Origin of the sequence: Thermobispora bispora DSM 43833, from assembly GCF_000092645.1 — a bacterium.
GTDB lineage: Bacteria > Actinomycetota > Actinomycetes > Streptosporangiales > Streptosporangiaceae > Thermobispora > Thermobispora bispora.
In genome coordinates this window covers 4170121-4189976 of the sequence record NC_014165.1, presented here as the reverse complement: position 1 = coordinate 4189976, position 19856 = coordinate 4170121, and the positions used below count along the sequence as shown (strand labels likewise).

Below are 19856 nucleotides of genomic sequence, written 5' to 3'. Positions count from 1 at the left end.
TTTATCCACAAGCGGGTGGGCCGTGCCCGCCCCCCGGCTCGGTTGTGGATCGATTGTGGACCCGTTGTGGATCTCTCCGGCTTCGGTTGTGGACGCGCCCGTGCGGTTTGACCTCGGCGGCGATCGGCCCGTAATGTATCCCGGTCGGCTTATACGCGACGGCAGTTTCGCATGCCCGCGTGAAGAAAGCCGCCACCCTGTCGGTAGAGGAGAGTCCCGCCCGTAGTCCCCTGCGGGCGCAACCGAAGCCTGGAGCCTACCCGTGACCAAGCGTACGTACCAGCCGAACAACCGCCGCCGCGCGAAGACCCACGGCTTCCGGCTGCGCATGCGCACCCGGGCCGGCCGTGCGATTCTGGCCGCGCGCCGCCGGAAGGGGCGCGCCAGGCTGACGGTCTGACACCGGCCGTATCTCCGCCGGTCTACAGGCGGCGGCTCACCACCGACATAGCAAGGAAGGCAGGGTGCTGCCCTCCGCTTCGCGGATGCGACGGGGTGCGGACTTCGCCGACGCGATCCGTAAGGGTCGCCGGGTCGGCAGTCCCACCCTGGTCTTGCATTTCCGCAGACGCGATACCGACGCTCCACCGCTGGTCGGGTTCATCGTCGGTAAGACGGTTGGGAGGGCCGTGGTGCGCAACCGCGTCAAACGCAGGCTGAGACACCTCATGCGCGACCGCCTGCAGTGCCTTCCGCGGGGTAGCCTGCTGGTGGTACGCGCCAATCCACCGGCCGCGTCCATGCGAAGCGAACGACTCGCTGCGGAACTCGACGTCGCGCTCGAACGTTTACTGCGGCGACGCGGGTCCGGGCGGACCCCCACGGACGGACCGTCATGACAGCCGAGCAGCAGTTCGGGGCGCGAGGGGTCGCGCCCCAGGACACCGAGCTTCACACCCCGGCCGACCCGGTCGCCCGGGTGCTCCTCGCGGTCATCCGGTTCTACCGGGCGTTCATCGGGCCGCTCCTTGGGCCGCACTGCCGCTTCTGGCCGTCGTGCAGTGCGTACGCACTCCAGGCCATCTCCCAGCACGGGCCGTTACGCGGGACATGGCTCACCATGAAGCGGCTAGGCCGGTGTCACCCGTTCCACCCCGGAGGCGTCGACCCGGTGCCTTCGCGCCGAGTCCGGACTCACGACGAGAAGCAAGGGAGCTAGCTCGGTGGATCTGCCTTTCCTCAACTGGCTCTATACGGCGGTGGCCTGGCTGATCACTCAGATCCACTCGGGCTACGGCGTCGTGCTGCCCGCCGACAGCGGGTTGAACTGGGCGTTGACCATCATCACGCTCACCGTGCTGATGCGTCTCGCCATTTACCCGCTCTTCGTCAAGCAGATGCGCTCCTCGCGGAAGCTGCAGGAGCTCGCCCCCAAGCTGCAGCGGCTGCGCGAGACGTACAAGCACGACCGGCAGCGCCTCGCCGAGGAGCAGATGCGGGTCTACCAGGAGGCGGGGGTCAACCCGCTCGGCGGCTGCCTTCCCATCCTGGCACAGTCCCCGATCTTCATCTCCATCTTCACCGTCCTCCGGGCCATCGCCGAGGATCGCGCCGTCTACGGCATGAGCCAGGCGCTCGTGGACAGCGCCCGGGCGGCGCACATCATCGGCGCTCCCTTGCCGGCCACGTTCTTCACCAGTGCCGCCGACATCCAGAAGTTCGGCGCCGACCCGATGACGACGAAGATCGTGCTCGCCTGCTTCGTGGCGATCAGCGCGTGCACGACCTTCCTCACCGTCCGGCAGAGCGTGAGGCGCTCGATCCAGCAGATGCCGGACAACCCCATGGTGCAGCAGCAGAAGATCTTGATGTACGTCTCTCCGCTGCTGGCCCTCTTCAGCCTGAACTTCCCGCTGGGGTTGATCCTCTACTGGGTCACGACGAACCTGTGGACGCTCGGCCAGCAGCACTGGTACTACAGCCGCCACCCCATGCCGATCATCGATGCCAAGGGCAACGTGATCGTGCCGGAGCCTCGCCGCGGCATCTTCAGCAAGATGCTGGGCAAACCACAGGCAGCCCCGACACCGCCCGCCTCGCCGCCGCAGCCGAAGGTCATCCGCCGGCAGCAGACCCGGCGGCTGCCCCGGAGCAAGCGCACCGGCAGCAAGAAGTCGTAGGAGAAGGAGAGCCCGGACGTGACCGGAGCGGAGGAGAGCGTCAAGCTGACTCCTGACATCGCCCACCTCGAGCTGGAGGGGGAGATCGCGGCCGACTACCTCGAAGGCCTGCTCGACATCGCCGACATGGACGGCGACATCGACATGGACGTCGTGGGCGACCGGGCGGTGGTCTCGATCGTCGGCGTCACCGGGGACGAGCTCGTGGGGCGCGGCGGCGAGGTCCTCGAGGCGTTGCAGGAGCTCACCCGTCTCGCCGTGCACCGGCGGACGGGCGAACGGTCCAGGCTCATGCTCGACGTGGGCGGTTACCGGGAACGGCGGCGCGCCGAGCTCACCAAGTACGGCACCGCGCTGGCGAAGGAGGTCAAGCGGACCAAGAAGCCGAAGGCGCTCAAGCCGATGACCCCCTTCGAGCGCAAGTGCATCCACGACGCGGTCAAGGCGGCCGGCCTGTACAGCGAATCCGAGGGCGAGGAGCCGAACCGCTACGTCGTGATCTATCCCGAGTAGGTCATCCGGGCTCGTGACTCGGCCGCCGGTTCCGGTCGGAATCGGCGGCTTGTGTTTGGCCCGGCACCTCTTCCGTAAGGGCAGCGCCTCTGGTCTGGGTACGGCGCCCTCGTCGCGGAGGGGCACGTCTCATGGGTGCGGCCATCGGTGCGGTTCCGCTCGGGGGACGGATGCGCCGCACGTTCGCGGGTGGGGGCGAGGTACCCGAGCCGCAGGTGGATGGATCGAGCCGACACCTGGTCCGCCAGGTCGCTGATCAGCAGCACCTCGGCCGCCCGGGACTCCCGTGTGCCGCGAAGGAACGCGTCTGCCTTGCCCGGCCGTCGCCGTTCGCGGCCGCGGGCGAGGCGCTCTGCATGGGCGCGGCGCCGCCCAGAATGGGCGCGGCACGCTGCGGAGGGGTGCGGACGCTGTGGGCGGGTGCGCGGCGGCGGGGCGAGGCACACCCGATGGACACGATGCACTGCTGATGGGTTCGGTGCGCCTCATCGGCCTCATCGTGAGCCTCGCGGTGCCGTTTCCCTCGTTGAACACCAGAAGTGCGGTGTCCCTTTGAACACCAGAAGCTATGGCGACGCGAAGGCACCAACCGTGTGGCCACTGTGACCGCTATGTCCACAGCACCGGCACCGCCTTGTGGCCATAGGGTGCCCGTTGTCCACAGCACATGCTCGCTCTGTGCACATTGCAGTCATCGCCTTGTGCATGACGATCGCGCCCATTGCCGGTAACGCGGTCCCCAGCCGGGAAGATCACCTTGATCCCTGAGAAGCGCCTGGTCCGCGGTTGCCGGTGGTGGGCCGTGCGGAGGCGCAGGTTCCGGCCGCAGGGCCGATACGCCCCAAGCTCTACGATGAGGAAGTGATGACGGAGAGCAACGAGATACCCGAACCGCCCGCCATCGCCTGGGAGGTGTTCCCCGGTGAGGCCATGGACCGGGCGCGGGTCTACGCCGAACTCCTCGCCGGGCCTGGAGTCGAACGCGGGCTGCTCGGTCCCCGCGAGGTGCCGCGGATCTGGGACCGGCACATGCTGAACTGCGGGGTCGTGGCGGAGGAGGTCCCCGAGAATACGACCTTGGTGGACATCGGGTCCGGGGCCGGGCTTCCCGGCGTGGTTCTGGCGATCATACGTCCCGATGTCCGGGTGACGCTGCTGGAACCGCTGCTTCGGCGTACGGTGTTCCTCTCCGAGATCACCGAGATCTTGAAGCTCGATAACGTCGAGGTGCTGCGCGGGCGGGCGGAGGAGCTCGCGTACAAGCGCGTCTTCGACGTGGCGACGGCTCGCGCGGTCGCGCCGCTCGACCGGCTGGTCGCCTGGAGCCTGCCGCTGCTGCGGGAGGGCGGCGAGCTGCTCGCGATGAAGGGGGAGCGGGCCGCCGAGGAGATCGAGAATGCGCGCCGACAACTGCAGGCTTCCGGGGCTCGATCGGTCGAACTTGTTACGGTAGGGGAGGGTAAAGTCGAGCCGCCCACCACCCTGGTCCGCGTCGTCGCGGGGCGGCCGCCCGGCAACGGAAAGCGCCGGCGACGGAAGAGGTGAGCTCCGCGCCGGATGCGGCCGGCCTGGGGTTGGCCGGATGAGGTGGTCGTCCTACCCTGGGAGATCACTGAAGCGGGCCGGTCGTCGGGGGTCGGCTGGCCTTATCTCCACTCCGCCGGTCGAAAGGACGACGAGTGTGGCCCAGACTCAAGTCCCCCCTGATTCCCCTGGATCGCCGTTAGTACGAGAGGCGTTGAGCGCTGTGGTTTCACGTGAAACAGCCGCAACCCCCAATGCCGTTGGGCCGTCCATCGGTTATTCGCTGAATCAAGAGGGGGAGTGGCCCCGTCCACCGAAGTGCCGCGTGCTGACCGTGGCCAACCAGAAGGGCGGGGTGGGGAAGACCACCACGGCCGTCAACCTCGCCGCCGCCTTGTCGATGCACGGGCAGCGGGTCCTGGTGATCGACCTGGATCCGCAGGGGAACGCGTCGACCGCGCTCGCGACGGAGCACCGCTCCGGGACCCCTTCGGTCTACCAGGTGCTGATCGAGGACCTGCCGCTCGCGTCGATCGTGAAGCCGGTCCCCGGCATGCCGAACCTGTACTGTGCCCCGGCCACCCTCGACCTGGCGGGAGCGGAGATCGAGCTGGTCCCCATGGTGGGCCGGGAGACCCGGCTCCGGCGGGCACTGAACAACTTCACCGGGATGGAGCTCGACTACATCTTCATCGACTGCCCGCCGTCCCTCGGCCTGCTCACCGTCAACGCGCTGGCCGCGGCCCAGGAGGTGCTCATCCCGATCCAGTGCGAGTACTACGCGCTGGAAGGGCTCAGCCAGCTCCTGCAGAACGTCGAGCTGGTGCGCGCGCACCTCAACCCGCCGCTGGTCGTGTCGACGATCCTCCTCACCATGTACGACGCGCGCACCAAGCTCGCGTCGCAGGTGGCCGAGGAGGTGCGCTCGCACTTCGGCGACACGGTGCTCAAGTCGGTCATCCCCCGGAGCGTCCGCGTCTCCGAGGCGCCGAGCTACAGCCAGTCGGTGATGACCTACGACCCCGGGTCGAGCGGCGCCATGGCGTACATGGACGCCGCCCGGGAGCTCGCGTACCGCGCGGTGCCCTCCGGCTCCTGATCGCCGGTGCTCCCAGCGGCGAGACCCCTCCGTACGGCTCTCGCAGAGACACCCCGCATCCCTCGGCAGAGGGGTCTCGGCCATGCCGGGATATTTCGGCGTCGGCGGTCATGCCGGCCCGGGTTTTCCACCGGCGCGCGTGGCGGTCATCGCGCAGCGGTACGCTCTGCTGTTAAACGTGATGTGCCCAGCGGCTGCCGTGTCGCTGGGCACTGATCTCTGGGCGGGTCTGTAAGGAGCAGCGGTGGTGCAGCAGCGTCGGGGATTGGGCAAAGGGCTTGGGGCGCTGATTCCCATGGGGCCGAGCGCCGACCTCGGGGTGTCGGGAACGAACTCCACCAATTCCGCACCGGCAGCCGCCCCAGACTCCGGGCTGAAGCCGATCGAGGGCGCCCACTACCAAGAGATCCCGATCTCCGCCATTTCCCCGAACCCGCGGCAGCCACGGGAGGTCTTCGACGAGGAGCGGCTGGAGGAGCTGGCCGCGTCGATCAAAGAGGTGGGCCTGCTCCAGCCGGTGGTCGTCCGGCCGGTCGAGGGTGACCGCTACGAGCTGGTGATGGGCGAGCGGAGGTGGCGGGCCGCGCAGCTCGCCGGGCTGGAGCGGATCCCCGCGATCGTCCGCAAGACCCAGGACGTGGAGATGCTGCGCGAGGCGCTCATCGAGAACCTGCAGCGCGAGCAGCTCAACCCGTTGGAGGAGGCGGCCGCTTACCAGCAGCTGCTGCAGGAGTTCGGTGCCACCCACGAGGCCCTCGCCAAGAAGGTCGGCCGCTCCCGCTCGCACATCACCAACACCCTGCGTCTGCTGAACCTCCCGCCCAACGTCCAGCTCCGCCTCGCCGCCGGCACCATCACCGCCGGGCATGCGCGGGCTCTGCTCGCGCTGGACGATCCGGAGGCCCAGGAGCGGCTCGCCAACCGGATCGTCGCCGAAGGGCTCTCCGTCCGGACGGTCGAAGAGATCGTGGCGCTCGGGGAGGCGACGGCGGGTCCCGCGCCGCGAAAGCCGCGCGCCAAGCAGCCGACGCCCCCGGCGCTCCGCGACCTCGCCGACCGGTTGTCGGATCACTTCGAGACCAAGGTCAAGGTCGATCTCGGGCGCCGTAAGGGCCGGATCGTGGTGGAGTTCTCCACGCTCGACGACCTCGAGCGGATCCTTGAGACCATGGCGCCCGAGGCGGCCAGCGTGATGCGCCAGCACGGTGAAGACTGATGTCGCCTCCGTCGGCGACGAGGCGCTGACCTTGTGAACGAGGCACGGCCTCTAGGCTCGACGACCTCGAGCGGATCCTTGAGACCATGGCGCCCGAGGCGGCCAGCGTGATGCGCCAGCACGGTGAAGACTGATGTCGCCTCCGTCGGCGACGAGGCGCTGACCTCGCGAGCACGGCGTCTAAGCTCGACCACCTGCAGGGGACCTCGAGACCTTGGCATCCGAGGCCACCAGCGCGATGCCCCGGCACAGTGAAAACAGATGCCGCCTCTGCCGGCCGATGAGGTGCTGATCTGGTGAGCGCGACACGACCGCCACACTCGGCTACCTCGAGCCGATCCTCGCGGCCATGCCATCCGAAGCGGCTGGGGTGATGCCCCAGCACCGCGAAGACCGGGCGCGCCGCGGTCGGCGGCTGAGGCGGGGTGATCCCGTCACCCCGGCACGGTCCCACGGGCGGTACGTCGCCCCTGCGCTGCAGGCCGCGGTCGCCGGGGCGTTCGCGCTGGGGTCTGCTATCCGGGTGCTGAGTGTCGTAGGCCCACCGGACATGGCCGCGGTGCCGGCTCTGGATGAGCAAGGCCCTCCGCGCGGGAGGCGGAGGGCCGCATACACCACCGCACACCGACGAAGGAACGCACACGTCGGATGCGCGGAGCAGCCTACCAAGGCAGGGATACCAGCGCGGCGAGCGGCCCCTTCTGCTCCCGGCCCTGACGCATTGTTTCCGGCCGAGCTCACGGTGAGCCGATCCCTCACCCGGTATGCCGCGCCGTGCGCGCCTGGACGTTCCCGGCGACGCCTGCGGTCGGCGGTGGAGCCGGGACCGTTGCGCCATGCGCCCCGATGTCCCCCGCGTGCCCGGTGGTCGCCTCCATGCAACCGTCACACCCGACCAGCGCCCGGAGGGCTCCGCGTACGTGATCGGCGAGGCCGGGCTCACCACCGCCTTGCATGAGATCGGGTACGTGCTGACCGACATCGACCCCGACTACGTGGTGCTCGGGGACCGAGCCGGCCGACGCTGGCAGGCCACCGCTTGTTTCACGTGAAACCAGCGCTGTCGTGCGATGCCGCATCCGTGCGGACCGGAGGCAGAATGGCAGCAGCCAACGCCTCAGCAGATGTCCAGTCGGGTTCTGTTTCACGTGAAACCAGCGCTGTCGTGCGATGCCGTTTCTGAGCGGGCAGAAGGTAGAGACGCAGCAGCCAACGCGTGAGCAAGTACCAGTCAGGTTCTGTTTCACGTGAAACCACGACGGGGCCTGCCACGCCGGCGCCCATGGGTTGCGCCAGGCGATCTAGTAGCCGGCTCGCGGCGCAGCGAGCCGGACGCAGTGGCGTATCCGGGAGCACGGTGCACACCAGAGCCGGGCCGATCCGGCGGTGGACCACACCTCGCGGACACCGTCCCGTGCGGCGCGGCGCCCAGGAGCCGGTGAACCTCGCCCTCGCCGGAGGACGGGACAGTCGCCTCATGGCGGCGCTGCTCCATGCCGCCCGGATTCCCTTCCGCGTCACCATGAGCGCACTGGACGGCCACCTGGACGTCGTGATCGTGCGCCTGATCAAGAAGAAGCTCGGGTCGAGCACGCGGTCATCCCTCCGGCGCGGACCGAGCGGAAGGACGCCATCCTCATCCTCGACCCATCGGGGCATACCGCGGACTCGCCCTTCCGAGGTTTCCTGTCGGTGGCGCTCCTCGCCTCCGGTCGGCGTCCGGCGACGCGGTTTTCAGGGGCGTGCTTCAGACGTCGGGACGGTCAGGGGACCAATAGCCGGGCTCGGCGTGCGTCCACGGGAACGGCTTGCGCTGGGCGCCGCGCCGCTCGGTGAGTGAGATCCGGCCGTCCGCCGCCCGGGTGAGCCGGATCTCCGTGAGCGACTCCTGGAGGTCCGACTCGAAGATCTCTTCGATCCAGATGGCGAGGTACCTGGCGCGGAGCCGGTCCTGCGCGTCCTGTGGTGTGGTGGCGAGCTCAGGGATGTCACGCTCGTCGAGCTGCGCGAAGTAGGCGGCGAGGAACTCCGGCTCCAGGACGACGCGGACCGTCCGGTCGTCGTCCTGGAGCTTGAAGGTCCCGGAATCGGGATCCGGATCGGACACTCGATGCCGCCGGTTGAGGATTTCGAATACGCCGCTGAAGAGCACTCCCCCGTCTGCCATTTCGCGGCATGCTACCGCTCGGCAGATGGCGTTCCTGGGGTAGACCGTGAGGACGCGGCCGACCGTGGCGCTGTAGATCAACCTGAAACGCTGCTGCCACACCAGGCGGCCGCTTCTGTCGTGCAGATAGAGCAGCCGGTCGCGGCCGTGCTCGCGATCGCTGGGGTGGGGCCGCTCGCCCCCGGTGGCCGAGCACGACACGACCCCGCTGCCGGCCGCCTGCCCGCCGCGATACCAGAGCGGCTCCGGTACGGCTCAGCGTCGCCGGCGTCGCCGGTGGATGAGCTCGGCAATGGCGGCGATCGCGCCGATGACCACGAGCGCGCTGAGCGCGCCGACGGCCATGCCGAGCAGCGTGGAGGGGCCGTCGTCGTCATCGAGGCCGGCCCGGTCCAGCACGGCGAGGCTCGACAGCCCGAGCACTACCGCGGCGGTGAAGGCGACGGCGGCGAAGCCGTACAGGGCCGGGCTGAAGAACAGGCGCCGGCCGGGCCGCGGCGGCGGGTCGCCGATCTTCGCCTCGGGGCCGACGAGCGCGGCGTGGGGGCGCTTGTAGTAGGCGTAGCAGAACCAGGTGCCGCAGGGCTCCCAGCCTTCGGGGGCGAGCCGCTGGGTGAGCGCGTCCCGGCCGGTCGGGGTGACCACCTCGCGGCGGTACTCCCAGCGCTGGGGGTGTTCGGGGTCGCGGGTGCAGACGAACCGGCCGAGCCGGTCGATGCCCTGCACCTCCCACCCCTGCTCGCCGAACTCGTTGAGCCGCTGCTGGTCGGTGAAGATGTCGGCGGTCCACGTCCACCGCTCACCCGTGGCGGTGCCGCCGTCCGCGTGGTCTGTGGTCGCGACCAGGTGTTCGGCGAAGGCGGCGGCCGGGCCGAACTCCTCCTCGGGGTCGCCGCCGCTGTCGGCGAGGTAGGCGCGCAGGTCGTCCACGGTGGCGACGATGCGCTCGGCCGGCACCCCCGCCTCGCGCAGCCGTACGGCCAGCTCATCGAAGTACAGCTCATCGAAGTAGGTGCCGCTCATCGGGACCGTCCCTTGGTCAGCACGGCCCGCACCGACTCGTCGAAGGCGAGCCAGCGGGCCCCTTCCTCCTCGAGCGTGCGACGGCCCTCAGCGGTGAGCCGGTAGTAGCGGCGGCCGGGCCCGCGCTCGGCGGCGCGGAACTCGGTCGCCAGCAGCCCGGCCTCTTCGAGCCGGTTGAGCACGGGGTAGAGGGTGCCGCCCTTGATCTGCCCCAGCCCGGCGTCGGCGAGGGTCTTGGCGATCTGGTAGCCGTAGCTCTCGCCGTCGCTCAGGCTGGCCAGGACCAGCAGGTCGAGCACTCCTTTGAGCCAGCTCGCGCGTCGATCGGCCGTCATGGGGCTCATCCTCGCACGGGCACCGGGGCGTCGTTCGCGCCGCGGGCCCGCGGCGCCTGAAGGGCGCGGACCTCGAGCAGGATGCGCATCACGAGGGGCAGCAGCAGGCTCCCGGTGTGCACGTACGCGGCGGTGAGCACGGCCCCGCCCAGGGCCACCATGAGCACGGCCTTCGCGCCGAGGTGGACGCGGCGGTTCAGGTAGCGGCGGCTCAGGTAGACGGCGAGGACGTGGCAGAGCACGTTGAGGGCGAGGGAGAGCGCGGCGGCGATGGGCAGGGGCAGCCCCAGGGCGTACGCGAGGCACCCGATGATCAGGCCGCGGAAGGCGAACTCCTCGGTGACGCCGGCCACGACGGCCGTGGCGAGGGCGCCGCGCCGCTCCTGCGCCGTGCGCGGCGGTGCCACCGCCTCAGGCGCCCACATGGGGATCCGCACGCCCAGCCGCTCGGCCACGGCGATCGCCGCGGTGACGAGGACCATCGCCCCGGCGACGGCGACGGTGAAGGCGGGGTCGGTGCCGAGCGACACGCCGACCTGCTCCGGCCGGAGGTCCGTGATCACGACGAGGGGTGCATCCTGCTCCGGTTACGCGGGACTCCGGTTACGCGGGCCGTCCGGGTGGGTCACGATGGTCGCGGGCCGGCTGGCGAAGCGGCGGCCGGGCACCGCGCCCCAGGTACGACCGATTGCAGGCGTGCGGGCCGAGTACACCGCGGCCCACGCGCTCCGGCATCGACCCACGGTGACCCCGGGTCGCGAGGCCGGGAGTGGCCTCGGCCGGGTCAGCGAGGCGTTCGTGCCTGCGGCCCGCGGGTCACCAGGGTGCCCGGGTGACCCGCGGATCATCATCGTGAACGGCATCCGCGGGTCCCCACCATGCTCAGCGACCTGCGGGCCACCCTGTTCAGGCAACCCGTGGTCGCCACCGTGCTCAAGCAACCCGTAGGTCGCCACCGTGCTCAGGCGACCCACGGGTCAGCACACGGTGACCACGCCACCCGTGGGTCACCACCGTGCCTAGGCGATCAACTCCTGCGGCGAGATCGGTGCTAGGGAGCGGCTGGACAAACCTCGGCCGCGCTGCGGACCGAGTCCAACGCCGAATTCAGCCACCTATGCGTGGAACCTCAGCCACCTGGGGATGCGCGGAACCTCAGCCACCTGGGGATGCGCGGAGCCTCAGCCACCCAGGGATGCACGGAGCCCAGCGTCCACCTCCGGCCAGAGGGGTGCTGCCGATCGTGAGCTACGCGGCGCGAGGCGCTCGAGCGGCCGCAAAGCACCGATCCGCGCCGGAATGCCGGTGCAGATCGGAGACCTCAGCCGCGCTGGGCGGCGCGCTCGAGCAACACCCGGAACACCGTGCCCAGATCCCGGCCGGCCGTCTCGACCGCCATGGGGAAGAGCGAGGTCTCGGTCATCCCCGGGGAGACGTTCACCTCGAGGAAGTACGGCTGGCCCGACCGGTCCACGATGATGTCGGTGCGCGAGAGATCGCGCAGGCCGAGCGCGGTGTGCGCGGTGACGGCCATCGCCTTGCACGCCTCGATCTCCTCATCGGTGAGCCGGGCCGGTGCGAAGAACTCGGTCCGGCCGGCCGTGTACCGGGCCGCGTAGTCGTAGACGCCGCCGTCCGGCACGATCTCGACCGGGGTGAGGGCGACCGGCCCGTCCCCGAGGTCGATGACGGAGACCGAGACCTCCACCCCGTCGATGTACTTCTCGATCAGCGCGGTGTCACCGTACGCGAAGCAGCCGACCATCGCGGCCGGGAGCTCCTCTGCGGTGCGGACGATGGACGCGCCGAGTGCGGACCCGCCCTGGGCCGGCTTCACGAACAGGGGCAGGCCGAGCCGGTCCACGATGCGCTCGAGCACCGCGCTCGCGCCGAGGTCGTGGAAGGTCTCCTTGGGCAGGGCGACCGAGTCGGGGGTGGCGAGACCCCAGGAGCGGACCACCGCCTTGGCGGTCGGCTTGTCGAACGCGACGCGGCAGGCGTCCGGGGTCGCCCCCACGTACGGCACGTTGAGGAGCTCCAGCACCGACCGGATCGCGCCGTCCTCGCCCACTCCGCCGTGCAGGGCGACGAACGCCGCTTCCGGCGGGTCGGCGAGGACCGCGGGGACGAGGCCGGCGTCGGTGTCCCGGACCTCGACGTCCACCCCGGCGGCCCGCAGTACCTCGGCCACCCGGCGCCCCGAGCGGAGCGAGACCTCGCGTTCGTAGGAGAGCCCTCCGGCGAGGACGAGCACGTGACTGAGATCGCTCATGACTCCTCCCTGCCGGGCAGGGTGGGTTCACCAGGGCGCGACACACTCCATTCGCGCACGCACGTGCTGATTCGCTCGCTCACGAGAGGGCCTTTCTCGCTTCGAGTTCCGGTACGGCCAGCGTGAACAGGCTAGCCGTACCGGAAGTCAGGCGAGATCCGGGCTTGGCGTGTCCACACCGGTGCGCCCGGGGGTGGACCCGGTCCCGAAGGTGTCCCGCATCCGCAGCTCCTGCTCGATGACGGCGGCGAGGCGGCGCACCCCCTCCCGGATGCGGTCGGGCTCGGGGTAGCAGAACGAGAGCCGCACGTGCTGGGCGCCGCCGCCGTCGGCGTAGAAGCCGGTGCCGGGGACGAAGGCGACCCGCTGGGCGATCGCCCGCGGCAGCATCGCCTTGGAGTGCAGCCCTTCGGGCAGGGTCAGCCACACGAAGAAACCGCCGCCGGGCCGCGTCCACGTGCAGCCGGGCGGCATGTACACCTCGAGCGCGTCGAGCATGGCGTCGCGGCGCTCCCGGTAGAGCTCGCGGAACGCCTTGAGCTGCTCCTGCCACGGCTGGGTGGCGAGGTACTGGGCGACGGCGAGCTGGCTGAAGGTCGAGTGGGAGAGGACCGCGGACTCCATCGCGAGGATGAGCTTCTCGCGGATGGCGTGCGGGGCGAGGGCCCACCCGACGCGGAAGCCCGGGGCGAGGGTCTTGGAGAACGAGCCGACGTAGACCACGCCCTCGGGGTCGTCGGCGCGGAGGGCACGCATCGGCTCGCGGTCGAAGCCGAGGAGCCCGTACGGGTTGTCCTCGACGACGAGCACCCCGGCCCGCCGGCAGATCTCCAGCACCTGGATGCGGCGTCCCTCGTCCAGGGTCACCCCGGTGGGGTTCTGGTGGGTGGGGACCGTGTAGAGGAACTTGATCCGGCTGCCGGCCGCCTGGAGCGCGTAGATGGTCTGCGCGAGCGCCTCGGGGATGAGCCCGTGGTCGTCCATCGCGACATGGACGACCCTGGCCTGGTACGCGGCGAATGTGCTGAGCGCGCCCACGTACGACGGGCCTTCGACGAGGATCACGTCGCCCGGGTCGATGAAGATCCGGGTGATCAGGTCGATGGCCTGCTGCGACCCGACCGTGACGACCACGTCGTCGGCGCTCGCCTCGATCCCCTCCAGCCGCATCACCGCGCAGATCTGCTCGCGCAGCTCGGGATCGCCCTGGCCGGAGCCGTACTGCAGGGCCACGGTGCCCCGCCGGGCGACCAGCTCGGCGACGAGGTCCCCGACCTGCTCGAGCGGGAGCGCGCTGACGTACGGCATGCCGCCGGCGAGCGAGACCACCTCGGGCCTCGTCGCGACGGCGAAGAGAGCTCGGACCTCGGAGGCGACCATCCCGGCGGCGCGGGCGGCGTACCGGTCGACGTACGTGTCGATGCGCGACCCATGGGGAGCGTTCCCACGACCGCGATCAAGTTCGTGATCCACGGTCCACCTCCGATCACGTTGCCGAGAGTTCCAGGGTACGGTAACCCGACACGCTGATCACAACTGGGCTTTGACCATGAAATGTGTCCCACAGTGCTCTGTGGTGTTAACCCCAGCACGGCCGGACCGGGCACGCCACGTGACCATGCCGTCGCGATACGGAGCAGCAGGGCGAATCGGGATACGTCGTCGTGGCGCCCGGCCCGGAAGGGATCGCTGAGTTACGATGCCAGCTGGAGACGCCGCGATCGCGCGCTTTCCGACGAGACTCCTGAGCGGGGATTGGGGCATCACGTGTCGCGTCGGCTGGTCAACGTCACGCTCGACAACCTGGATGACCTGCCGCGCCGGTGCAGGCGGTGCGTGTTCTGGGAGCTCGACCCCGTCAGCGGCGAGCGTGCGATGGAGTCGGGCGACCCCGCGCTGGAGAAGGAGGCGTGGATCTCCGCCACCCTCCTGGAGTGGGGAAGCTGCGGCAAGATCCTCTACGTCGACGGTGTGCCGGCGGGTTTCGTGCTCTACGCGCCGCCGCTGTACGTGCCCCGTTCGGTCGCGTTCCCGACCTCGCCGGTGAGCTCGGACGCGGTGCTGCTGATGACCGCCCACATCGTCCCGGAGTTCTCCGGCGGCGGGCTGGGGCGCATGCTCGTGCAGGGGGTCGCCAAGGATCTCACCCGCCGGGGGGTGCGGGCCATCGAGGCGTTCGGCGATCTGAAGTGGGAGAAGCCGGCCTGTGTGCTGCCCGCCGAGTACCTGCTCGCGGTCGGGTTCAAGACCATCCGGCCGCACCTGCGGTTCCCGCGGCTGCGGCTGGAGCTGAAGACCGCCCTGTCCTGGCGGGAGGACGTCGAGGTGGCGCTGGAGCGCCTGCTCGGCTCCATGACCCCGGAGCGCGCGCTGCGCCCGGTCTGACGCGCGCGGTCTGCATCCGGAGGGCGATCGTCCGGTCCGGCACTCGATCGGCCCGGGCCGAGCCGCGCGCCCTCAGACACGCGAAAAGCCCCCAGCGCGGTGCTTGGGGGCTTTCGGCACTGATGCCGCACGGCCGGGTACGGCTCACGCCGCCGGCGCCGTTGAACCCTCGGGCTCAGATGATGCCCTCGAGCTCCCGCAGCAGCATCGACTTCGGCTTGGCGCCGATGATCTGCCGGACGACCTCGCCGTTCCGGTAGACGTTCAGCGTCGGGATCTGCAGCACGCCGTAGTTCCGCGGGGTCTCCATGTTCTCGTCGATGTTCATCTTGACCACGGTGAGCTTGTCGGCGTACTCGTTCGCGATCTCCTCCAGGATCGGGGCGATCTGGCGGCACGGGCCGCACCACGGCGCCCAGAAGTCGACGAGGACCGGCTTATCGCTCTTGAGAACCTCGTCCTGGAAGGTGGCGTCGGTGACTTCCTTGATGGCGCCCACGATGAACTCTCCTTACGTCTCGCGTGGGTGGGTGGATCAGGGGACCTTGCTCCTCAGGCCCGCTCCGCGAGCCAGCGCTCCGCGTCGAGCGCCGCGGCACAGCCGGTGCCGGCCGCGGTGATCGCCTGCCGGTAGGTGTGGTCCACGACGTCGCCGGCCGCGAACACCCCCTCGATGTTGGTCCGGGTCGTGGGCGAGTCCACGATGATGTACCCCTGCTCGTCGAGCGCGACCTGCCCCTTGACCAGTGCGGAGCGCGGCTCGTGACCGATCGCGATGAACACGCCGGTCACCTGCAGCTCGGTCTCCTCGCCCGTGTGGACGTTGCGCACCCGGACACCGGTGACCCGGTCCTCACCCAGGATGTCGACGACCTGGCTGTTCCAGAGGAAGCGGATCTTCTCGTTGGCGAACGCCCGGTCCTGCATGATCTTGCTGGCCCGGAGGGTGTCCCGGCGGTGGATCACGGTGACCGACTTGGCGAACCGGGTGAGGAAGATCGCCTCCTCCATGGCCGAGTCGCCGCCGCCGACGACCGCGATGTCCTGGTCGCGGAAGAAGAACCCGTCGCAGGTGGCGCACCAGGAGACGCCCCGGCCGGACAGGCGCTTCTCGCTCTCCAGGCCCAGCTCCCGGTACTGCGAGCCCATGGCGAGGATGACCGCCTTCGCGTGGTAGGCGGCGGTGTAGGTCTTCACCACCTTGGGATCGGCGAGCAGGTCCACCTCGACCACGTCGTCCGCGACGAGCTCGGCACCGAAGCGCTCGGCCTGCTTGCGCATGTTGTCCATGAGCTCCGGGCCCATGATCCCGTCGGGGAACCCGGGAAAGTTCTCCACTTCGGTGGTGTTCATCAGGGCGCCGCCCGCGGTGACCGATCCCTCGAAGACGAGCGGTTTGAGGTCGGCGCGCGCGGTGTACAGGGCCGCCGTGTACCCGGCGGGCCCGGACCCGATGATGATCACGTTACGGACGTCGCTCAACGATCTCGCCTTCCCCGAAGCCGTGGTTGCAGTCGCGTCAACAGATCCTAGGCCGCGTGGATTCCCGTCCGGCGCGGAGCCGCCGTACGGGGCCGGCAGGGGGCCGGTATGCGGGACCGGCATGAGGATCGGACATGCCGGGGCCGGCGTGAGGGCGGGCTGAGGAGCCACAGGGGGATGGCATAAGAGCCGGCATGTGAGACCGTCATGGGTCGGCCGGGAGCCGCCATGGGGCACGACATGAGATCCGGCATGCGGGATCGGCTCGGGGCCGATAGGGGAACGGCATGCGGCGCCGATGTGGGAACCGTACGAAATGGAAGATCGTGCGGTCGCCCATGCCGTTGGCGCGCAACGGCCGCCCGGCCCGACAGCGGTGCCCGGCCCGGGCAGCGGTGCCCGGCCCGGACAGCGGTTCCCTCGGCAGCGGCGGCGCAGGGCCGGCATGCGAGGCTCGCATGCGGGGCTGACACGGGGGACGGTGGGGAGGGCCGGCCCGCGGGCCGGCAAGGGGAAGCCCTCGCGATGGGCTCGCGAGGGCTTCCGTTCAGGCGCCGGTCACGACCGGCGGAAGGTCACTTCCAGCTTGCGAGGCTCTGCGGTCGCAGGCTCTTGCAGTTGGCGTCGACGACGACCACCCGGACCGCGTTGAGCGACGCATCCTCCCAGAAGGCCATGATCGTGGCCTCGTTGCCGTTGTAGAACGCCTTGTCCACCCCGATCGGCGGCCGGTCGAGCAGCTCGGCGTACCGCCGCACGCAGGTGTCGAGGCTCTCGTCATCCGCGGTGCCGGAACCCGGCGCGACGCCGAAGTACCCGAGCAGCGGCCCCCTCAGCTCCTCGCTGGTGTAGTTGTGGCCGCTCGCGTAGACGGTGTACGACGGCTGCCCGGCCGTTGCGGTGCCGGTCGGCTCACTCGCCACGTAGGTCTGCTCCGGCGACCCGCCGCCTTCGGCGGCGAGCAGCCCGGCGGTCACCCCGGTGCCGCCCATGACGACGGCGGCCGCGGCCGCCGCGGTCAGCGCCCAGCGCCGGGCGGAGAACCTCCTCCGCGCCGACGACCGGGCCCTCTTCTTCGGCTGGACCGGGACGACCGTGCCGTCCTCGGCGACGACGCCGAGCCGTACCGGCTCCGCCGGGGCGTCGGCGGGGGCCTCCGCCGGGGCGGGCGCGGGCCGGTCATCGGCCGGAACCGGCTCAGGCGTGATCTCCTCCCACGGCGCGCCGAGCGTCAGCCGCTCCGCCTCCGCGGCGAGGGCCTGGTCGATGCGCTTGGCCACCCCCAGCGGCATGGCGGGCACCGGGACGGAGGCGAGGAGCTCGCGAACCGCGGCCAGGTCGGCCAGGTTCTCCCCACAGGAGTCACAGACCGCAAGGTGCTCGCGGACCTGGTCTGCCGTGGCCTCATCGAGGAGGCCCTCCGCCAGTTCGGCGAGAACCTCGAGGTCGTAGTGCGTGTCACCCGTCACGAAGTTCTGCTCCCTTCGCGGATGAGACGCGAGCGAAGCCTGAACGGTTCCGTAAATGCGCAAGGATCGGGACGAGTTTGGCGCGCCCGCGGGCGCACCGGCTCTTCACCGTGCCGACGGGGATCCCGAGCACCGCGGCCGCGTCCTCCACCGAGTAGCCCAGCATGTCGACGAGGACCAGCGCCGCCCGCTGCTCGGCGGGGAGCAGCCTGAGGGCGCCGGTGACCTCCATGGAGATGTCGCGCTCCGCGGCCTGATCGGTGACCGGGGACTCCCGTTCGGCGACCTCCATGAGCTCGTCGTCGGTGACCGGCCGTACCGTCTTGCGGCGCAACCGGTCGAGGCAGGCGTTCACCACGATCCGGTGGAGCCAGGTGGTGACCGCCGCCTCACCGCGGAAGCTGTGCGCCTTGCGGTAGGCGGAGACGAACGCGTCCTGCACGGCGTCGGCGGCCTCGTCGGGGTCGCCGAGCGTACGCAGGGCCACGGCCCACATGCGGTCCCGGTGCCGCCTGACGAGCTCGCTGAACGCGTATCGATCGCCGTTGAGGTGGCGGTTCAGCAGGTCGGCATCGGACAGCGCCGTCCGCGTGCGGGACGTGGCCGTTCGGTTGTCTGGTGGGGAGTTCACGTAGCCCTGCTATGCCGATTCGGGGGAATGCACCGTTACCTCATAGATGGTGCCACGATACTTGCCCTCGTGGAGCGGAACTCGGGTAAACCAGATCACAACGTACTGACCCGTGGCCTCCTTCTCCGGGGTGAGCTTCACCGTCCCGGAGGCGTTGCGGGCCTTGGCGACCGTCTTGAGCGAGGAGAGCTGGGCGGCGTCGCCCACCTTCAGCTCCACGTCCGCGCCGGGTGAATTGCTGAGCAGCACGGTCACGTCGGCGATCCGGATCGGCTTCCCCATGTCGAGGAGGAGGCCGACGCCCTCCTTGAGCCGGCCGAGGTCGGCGCTGGTGTAGCTCTGGGTGTGCCACTCGGTGGAGGGCTTGCCGTCGATGGCGAGGCCGGCGTACTCGGGGTTCTCCGTCTTGTCGTCGCCGAGCGGGTCGAACCCGGTCGCGCTCACCGGCTTGACCACGGTGAGCTTCTGGGACGGCGACGCGGACTGGATGATCGTCTGGACCACCGTCGGGGTGTTGCCGAGGTTCTTGCCCACGGTCCACGCGCCGACGCCCACGGCCACCATGACGAGCAGCACGATGACCGAGAGGAGCACGCGGCTCAGCGCTCCGCCGGTCCGCGGCGGCGGCACGATCACCGGCTGCCGGGGCGTGGCGAGCGGCGGCCGGGCCGGACGGCTCCGCTCGTCCGGGGTGAGGTTGACCGCCGGCGGGGTGCTGGGCACCGGGGGAGCCGGGAGGGGGCGCGGCACGTCGGCGAGCGCCTCGGCGACCTGCGCCGGGGTGGTGAGCGGCGGCTCCCCCTTCCGCGGCTCGGCGAAGAGGGCGCGGCAGGTGATGGCGTCGAGGTAGCCGGGCACGCCGGCGGTGACCTGCCGCGGCGTGCAGACCTTGCCGTCGTCGGTCGGCGCGGCCGGGAGCCCGTGATCCTCCTCGCCCGGCCAGTGGCCGGTGAGCGCCGCGTAGAGCAGCCGCCCCAGCCCCTTGGCGTCCTCGGCGGCGGGGTCGTCGGCGCTCAGCCCGTAGATGGCGGCGTCGAGGCCGACCCCGATCAGCTTGACCGTGTTCCCGGTGGTCCAGATCAGCCGGTCGGGGGTGAGGTTGAGGTGCGTGAGCCCGACCTCGTAGGCGTGGGCGAGCGCCTCGGCCGCCTCCCCGACCAGGGCCGCGCCGCGCTCCGGTTCAATCGGTCCACTCTGGAGCAGGTCGAGCAGGGAGTCCCCGGTGACCCACTCGCTCACCACGTAGGCCGTGCCGTCCTCGGTCTCGTCGGAGGCGTCGAACACCTGGATGAGCCGGGGATCGCTCACCCGGCTCGCCAGCCGCGCGGCGGTGACGACCTCCTTGATGCGCGGAAACTCGGGACTGAAGGTGTAGACGGCGACCGATCGGGCGAGAACCTCGTCGACCGCCTTCCACAGCGTGGCACCGCCGGACTCGCTCACCCGGTCCTCGAGGCGGAACCGGTCCGCCAGCAAGGTGCCGGGCTCCACCGTGGACATGCTCATAGGGCCGCCCCCGTCCGGGGCCCACCGGCGTGCCTGAGCCGATCCCGGGTGCTTCCGCCCACGCCTTCCCGCTTCCGTTCGGTCCGAACCCAGGTCGTGTCCGTATGGATCACT

The 19856-nt window shown here is 70.3% G+C and carries 20 protein-coding genes and 1 pseudogene; 10 read left to right on the top strand and 11 right to left on the bottom strand.

Going from position 1 to position 19856, the window contains the following annotated elements:
* The first annotated feature begins 262 nt into the window (after positions 1–262).
* The 9 genes and pseudogenes from rpmH to TBIS_RS19230 form a co-directional block, all read left to right on the top strand.
* Entirely contained in the window at positions 263–400 is a 138-nt protein-coding gene (gene rpmH / locus TBIS_RS17920) for a 50S ribosomal protein L34 (RefSeq protein WP_013133815.1), read from the top strand.
* 64 nt (positions 401–464) lie between these two features.
* Positions 465–839 (top strand): ribonuclease P protein component, encoded by a 375-nt coding sequence (gene rnpA, locus TBIS_RS18790; RefSeq protein ID WP_013133814.1) that lies wholly within the window; start codon positions 465–467, stop codon positions 837–839.
* Positions 836–1159 carry a membrane protein insertion efficiency factor YidD gene (gene yidD / locus TBIS_RS19980; protein ID WP_013133813.1) on the top strand — a complete coding sequence of 108 codons (324 nt, stop codon included), beginning with the start codon at positions 836–838 and terminating at the stop codon, positions 1157–1159. The genes rnpA and yidD overlap by 4 nt, the downstream gene beginning before the upstream one ends.
* A gap of 4 nt (positions 1160–1163) precedes the next feature.
* Positions 1164–2120: a membrane protein insertase YidC gene (gene yidC / locus TBIS_RS17910; RefSeq protein ID WP_013133812.1), complete on the top strand. Its 957-nt coding sequence runs from the start codon at positions 1164–1166 to the stop codon at positions 2118–2120.
* Positions 2121–2138: 18 nt separating this feature from the next.
* Positions 2139–2633, top strand: a complete 495-nt coding sequence (locus TBIS_RS17905; protein WP_013133811.1) for a Jag family protein — start codon at positions 2139–2141, stop codon at positions 2631–2633.
* Positions 2634–3497: 864 nt separating this feature from the next.
* On the top strand, positions 3498–4178 hold the full coding sequence (gene rsmG, locus TBIS_RS17900) for a 16S rRNA (guanine(527)-N(7))-methyltransferase RsmG (RefSeq protein WP_013133809.1): 681 nt from the start codon (positions 3498–3500) through the stop codon (positions 4176–4178).
* 250 nt (positions 4179–4428) lie between these two features.
* Complete coding sequence (locus TBIS_RS17895; RefSeq protein WP_241019950.1) at positions 4429–5256, top strand: ParA family protein; 828 nt, start codon at positions 4429–4431, stop codon at positions 5254–5256.
* Positions 5257–5500: 244 nt separating this feature from the next.
* Entirely contained in the window at positions 5501–6472 is a 972-nt protein-coding gene (locus tag TBIS_RS17890) for a ParB/RepB/Spo0J family partition protein (RefSeq protein WP_013133807.1), read from the top strand.
* 893 nt (positions 6473–7365) lie between these two features.
* Positions 7366–7482 (top strand): annotated as a pseudogene (locus TBIS_RS19230) (TIGR01457 family HAD-type hydrolase); the annotation flags it as partial.
* A 737-nt stretch (positions 7483–8219) separates the two neighbouring features.
* Here TBIS_RS19230 and TBIS_RS17885 read toward each other — a convergent pair.
* The 6 genes from TBIS_RS17885 to TBIS_RS17860 all read right to left on the bottom strand — a co-directional run bounded on the left by TBIS_RS17885 (position 8220) and on the right by TBIS_RS17860 (position 13649).
* Positions 8220–8639, bottom strand: coding sequence for a hypothetical protein (locus TBIS_RS17885; RefSeq protein ID WP_041432619.1), 420 nt, complete (start codon positions 8637–8639; stop codon positions 8220–8222).
* Positions 8640–8894: 255 nt separating this feature from the next.
* Entirely contained in the window at positions 8895–9662 is a 768-nt protein-coding gene (locus TBIS_RS17880; protein ID WP_013133805.1) for a hypothetical protein, read from the bottom strand.
* Positions 9659–9997 (bottom strand): PadR family transcriptional regulator, encoded by a 339-nt coding sequence (locus TBIS_RS17875; RefSeq protein WP_013133504.1) that lies wholly within the window; start codon positions 9995–9997, stop codon positions 9659–9661. The genes TBIS_RS17880 and TBIS_RS17875 overlap by 4 nt, the downstream gene beginning before the upstream one ends.
* A 5-nt stretch (positions 9998–10002) precedes the next feature.
* Positions 10003–10560: a CPBP family intramembrane glutamic endopeptidase gene (locus TBIS_RS18380; protein WP_013133804.1), complete on the bottom strand. Its 558-nt coding sequence runs from the start codon at positions 10558–10560 to the stop codon at positions 10003–10005.
* 758 nt (positions 10561–11318) lie between these two features.
* Positions 11319–12269, bottom strand: a complete 951-nt coding sequence (locus tag TBIS_RS17865; RefSeq protein WP_013133803.1) for a D-alanine--D-alanine ligase family protein — start codon at positions 12267–12269, stop codon at positions 11319–11321.
* A gap of 147 nt (positions 12270–12416) precedes the next feature.
* Complete coding sequence (locus TBIS_RS17860) at positions 12417–13649, bottom strand: aminotransferase-like domain-containing protein (RefSeq protein WP_083785302.1); 1233 nt, start codon at positions 13647–13649, stop codon at positions 12417–12419.
* Positions 13650–14036: 387 nt separating this feature from the next.
* On the opposite strand from TBIS_RS17860, the gene TBIS_RS17855 reads away from it, so the two are divergent.
* A complete protein-coding gene (locus TBIS_RS17855) occupies positions 14037–14654 on the top strand; it encodes a hypothetical protein (protein ID WP_013133801.1) in 618 nt (205 codons plus the stop codon).
* A gap of 175 nt (positions 14655–14829) precedes the next feature.
* Here TBIS_RS17855 and trxA read toward each other — a convergent pair whose 3' ends face one another.
* The 5 genes from trxA to TBIS_RS17830 all read right to left on the bottom strand — a co-directional run bounded on the left by trxA (position 14830) and on the right by TBIS_RS17830 (position 19736).
* Entirely contained in the window at positions 14830–15153 is a 324-nt protein-coding gene (trxA, locus tag TBIS_RS17850; RefSeq protein WP_013133800.1) for a thioredoxin, read from the bottom strand.
* A 53-nt stretch (positions 15154–15206) separates the two neighbouring features.
* A complete protein-coding gene (gene trxB, locus TBIS_RS17845; protein WP_013133799.1) occupies positions 15207–16136 on the bottom strand; it encodes a thioredoxin-disulfide reductase in 930 nt (309 codons plus the stop codon).
* 575 nt (positions 16137–16711) lie between these two features.
* Positions 16712–17605: an anti-sigma factor family protein gene (locus TBIS_RS17840; protein ID WP_013133798.1), complete on the bottom strand. Its 894-nt coding sequence runs from the start codon at positions 17603–17605 to the stop codon at positions 16712–16714.
* Positions 17595–18236 (bottom strand): RNA polymerase sigma factor SigM, encoded by a 642-nt coding sequence (gene sigM / locus TBIS_RS17835; RefSeq protein WP_013133797.1) that lies wholly within the window; start codon positions 18234–18236, stop codon positions 17595–17597. The genes TBIS_RS17840 and sigM overlap by 11 nt, the downstream gene beginning before the upstream one ends.
* A 9-nt stretch (positions 18237–18245) precedes the next feature.
* Positions 18246–19736 (bottom strand): protein kinase family protein, encoded by a 1491-nt coding sequence (locus TBIS_RS17830; RefSeq protein ID WP_242384287.1) that lies wholly within the window; start codon positions 19734–19736, stop codon positions 18246–18248.
* Between the last annotated feature and the right edge of the window lie 120 nt (positions 19737–19856).

Excerpts from the sequence above, each read along its gene's own strand:
- yidD (WP_013133813.1), top strand. The coding sequence starts at position 836 with ATGACAGCCGAGCAGCAGTTCGGGGCGCGAGGGGTCGCGCCCCAGGAC.
- rsmG (WP_013133809.1), top strand. The coding sequence starts at position 3,498 with ATGACGGAGAGCAACGAGATACCCGAACCGCCCGCCATCGCCTGGGAG.
- TBIS_RS17885 (WP_041432619.1), bottom strand. The coding sequence starts at position 8,639 with ATGGCAGACGGGGGAGTGCTCTTCAGCGGCGTATTCGAAATCCTCAAC.
- TBIS_RS17880 (WP_013133805.1), bottom strand. The coding sequence starts at position 9,662 with ATGAGCGGCACCTACTTCGATGAGCTGTACTTCGATGAGCTGGCCGTA.
- TBIS_RS17875 (WP_013133504.1), bottom strand. The coding sequence starts at position 9,997 with ATGACGGCCGATCGACGCGCGAGCTGGCTCAAAGGAGTGCTCGACCTG.
- TBIS_RS17865 (WP_013133803.1), bottom strand. The coding sequence starts at position 12,269 with ATGAGCGATCTCAGTCACGTGCTCGTCCTCGCCGGAGGGCTCTCCTAC.
- TBIS_RS17860 (WP_083785302.1), bottom strand. The coding sequence starts at position 13,649 with ATGGTCGCCTCCGAGGTCCGAGCTCTCTTCGCCGTCGCGACGAGGCCC.
- TBIS_RS17830 (WP_242384287.1), bottom strand. The coding sequence starts at position 19,736 with ATGTCCACGGTGGAGCCCGGCACCTTGCTGGCGGACCGGTTCCGCCTC.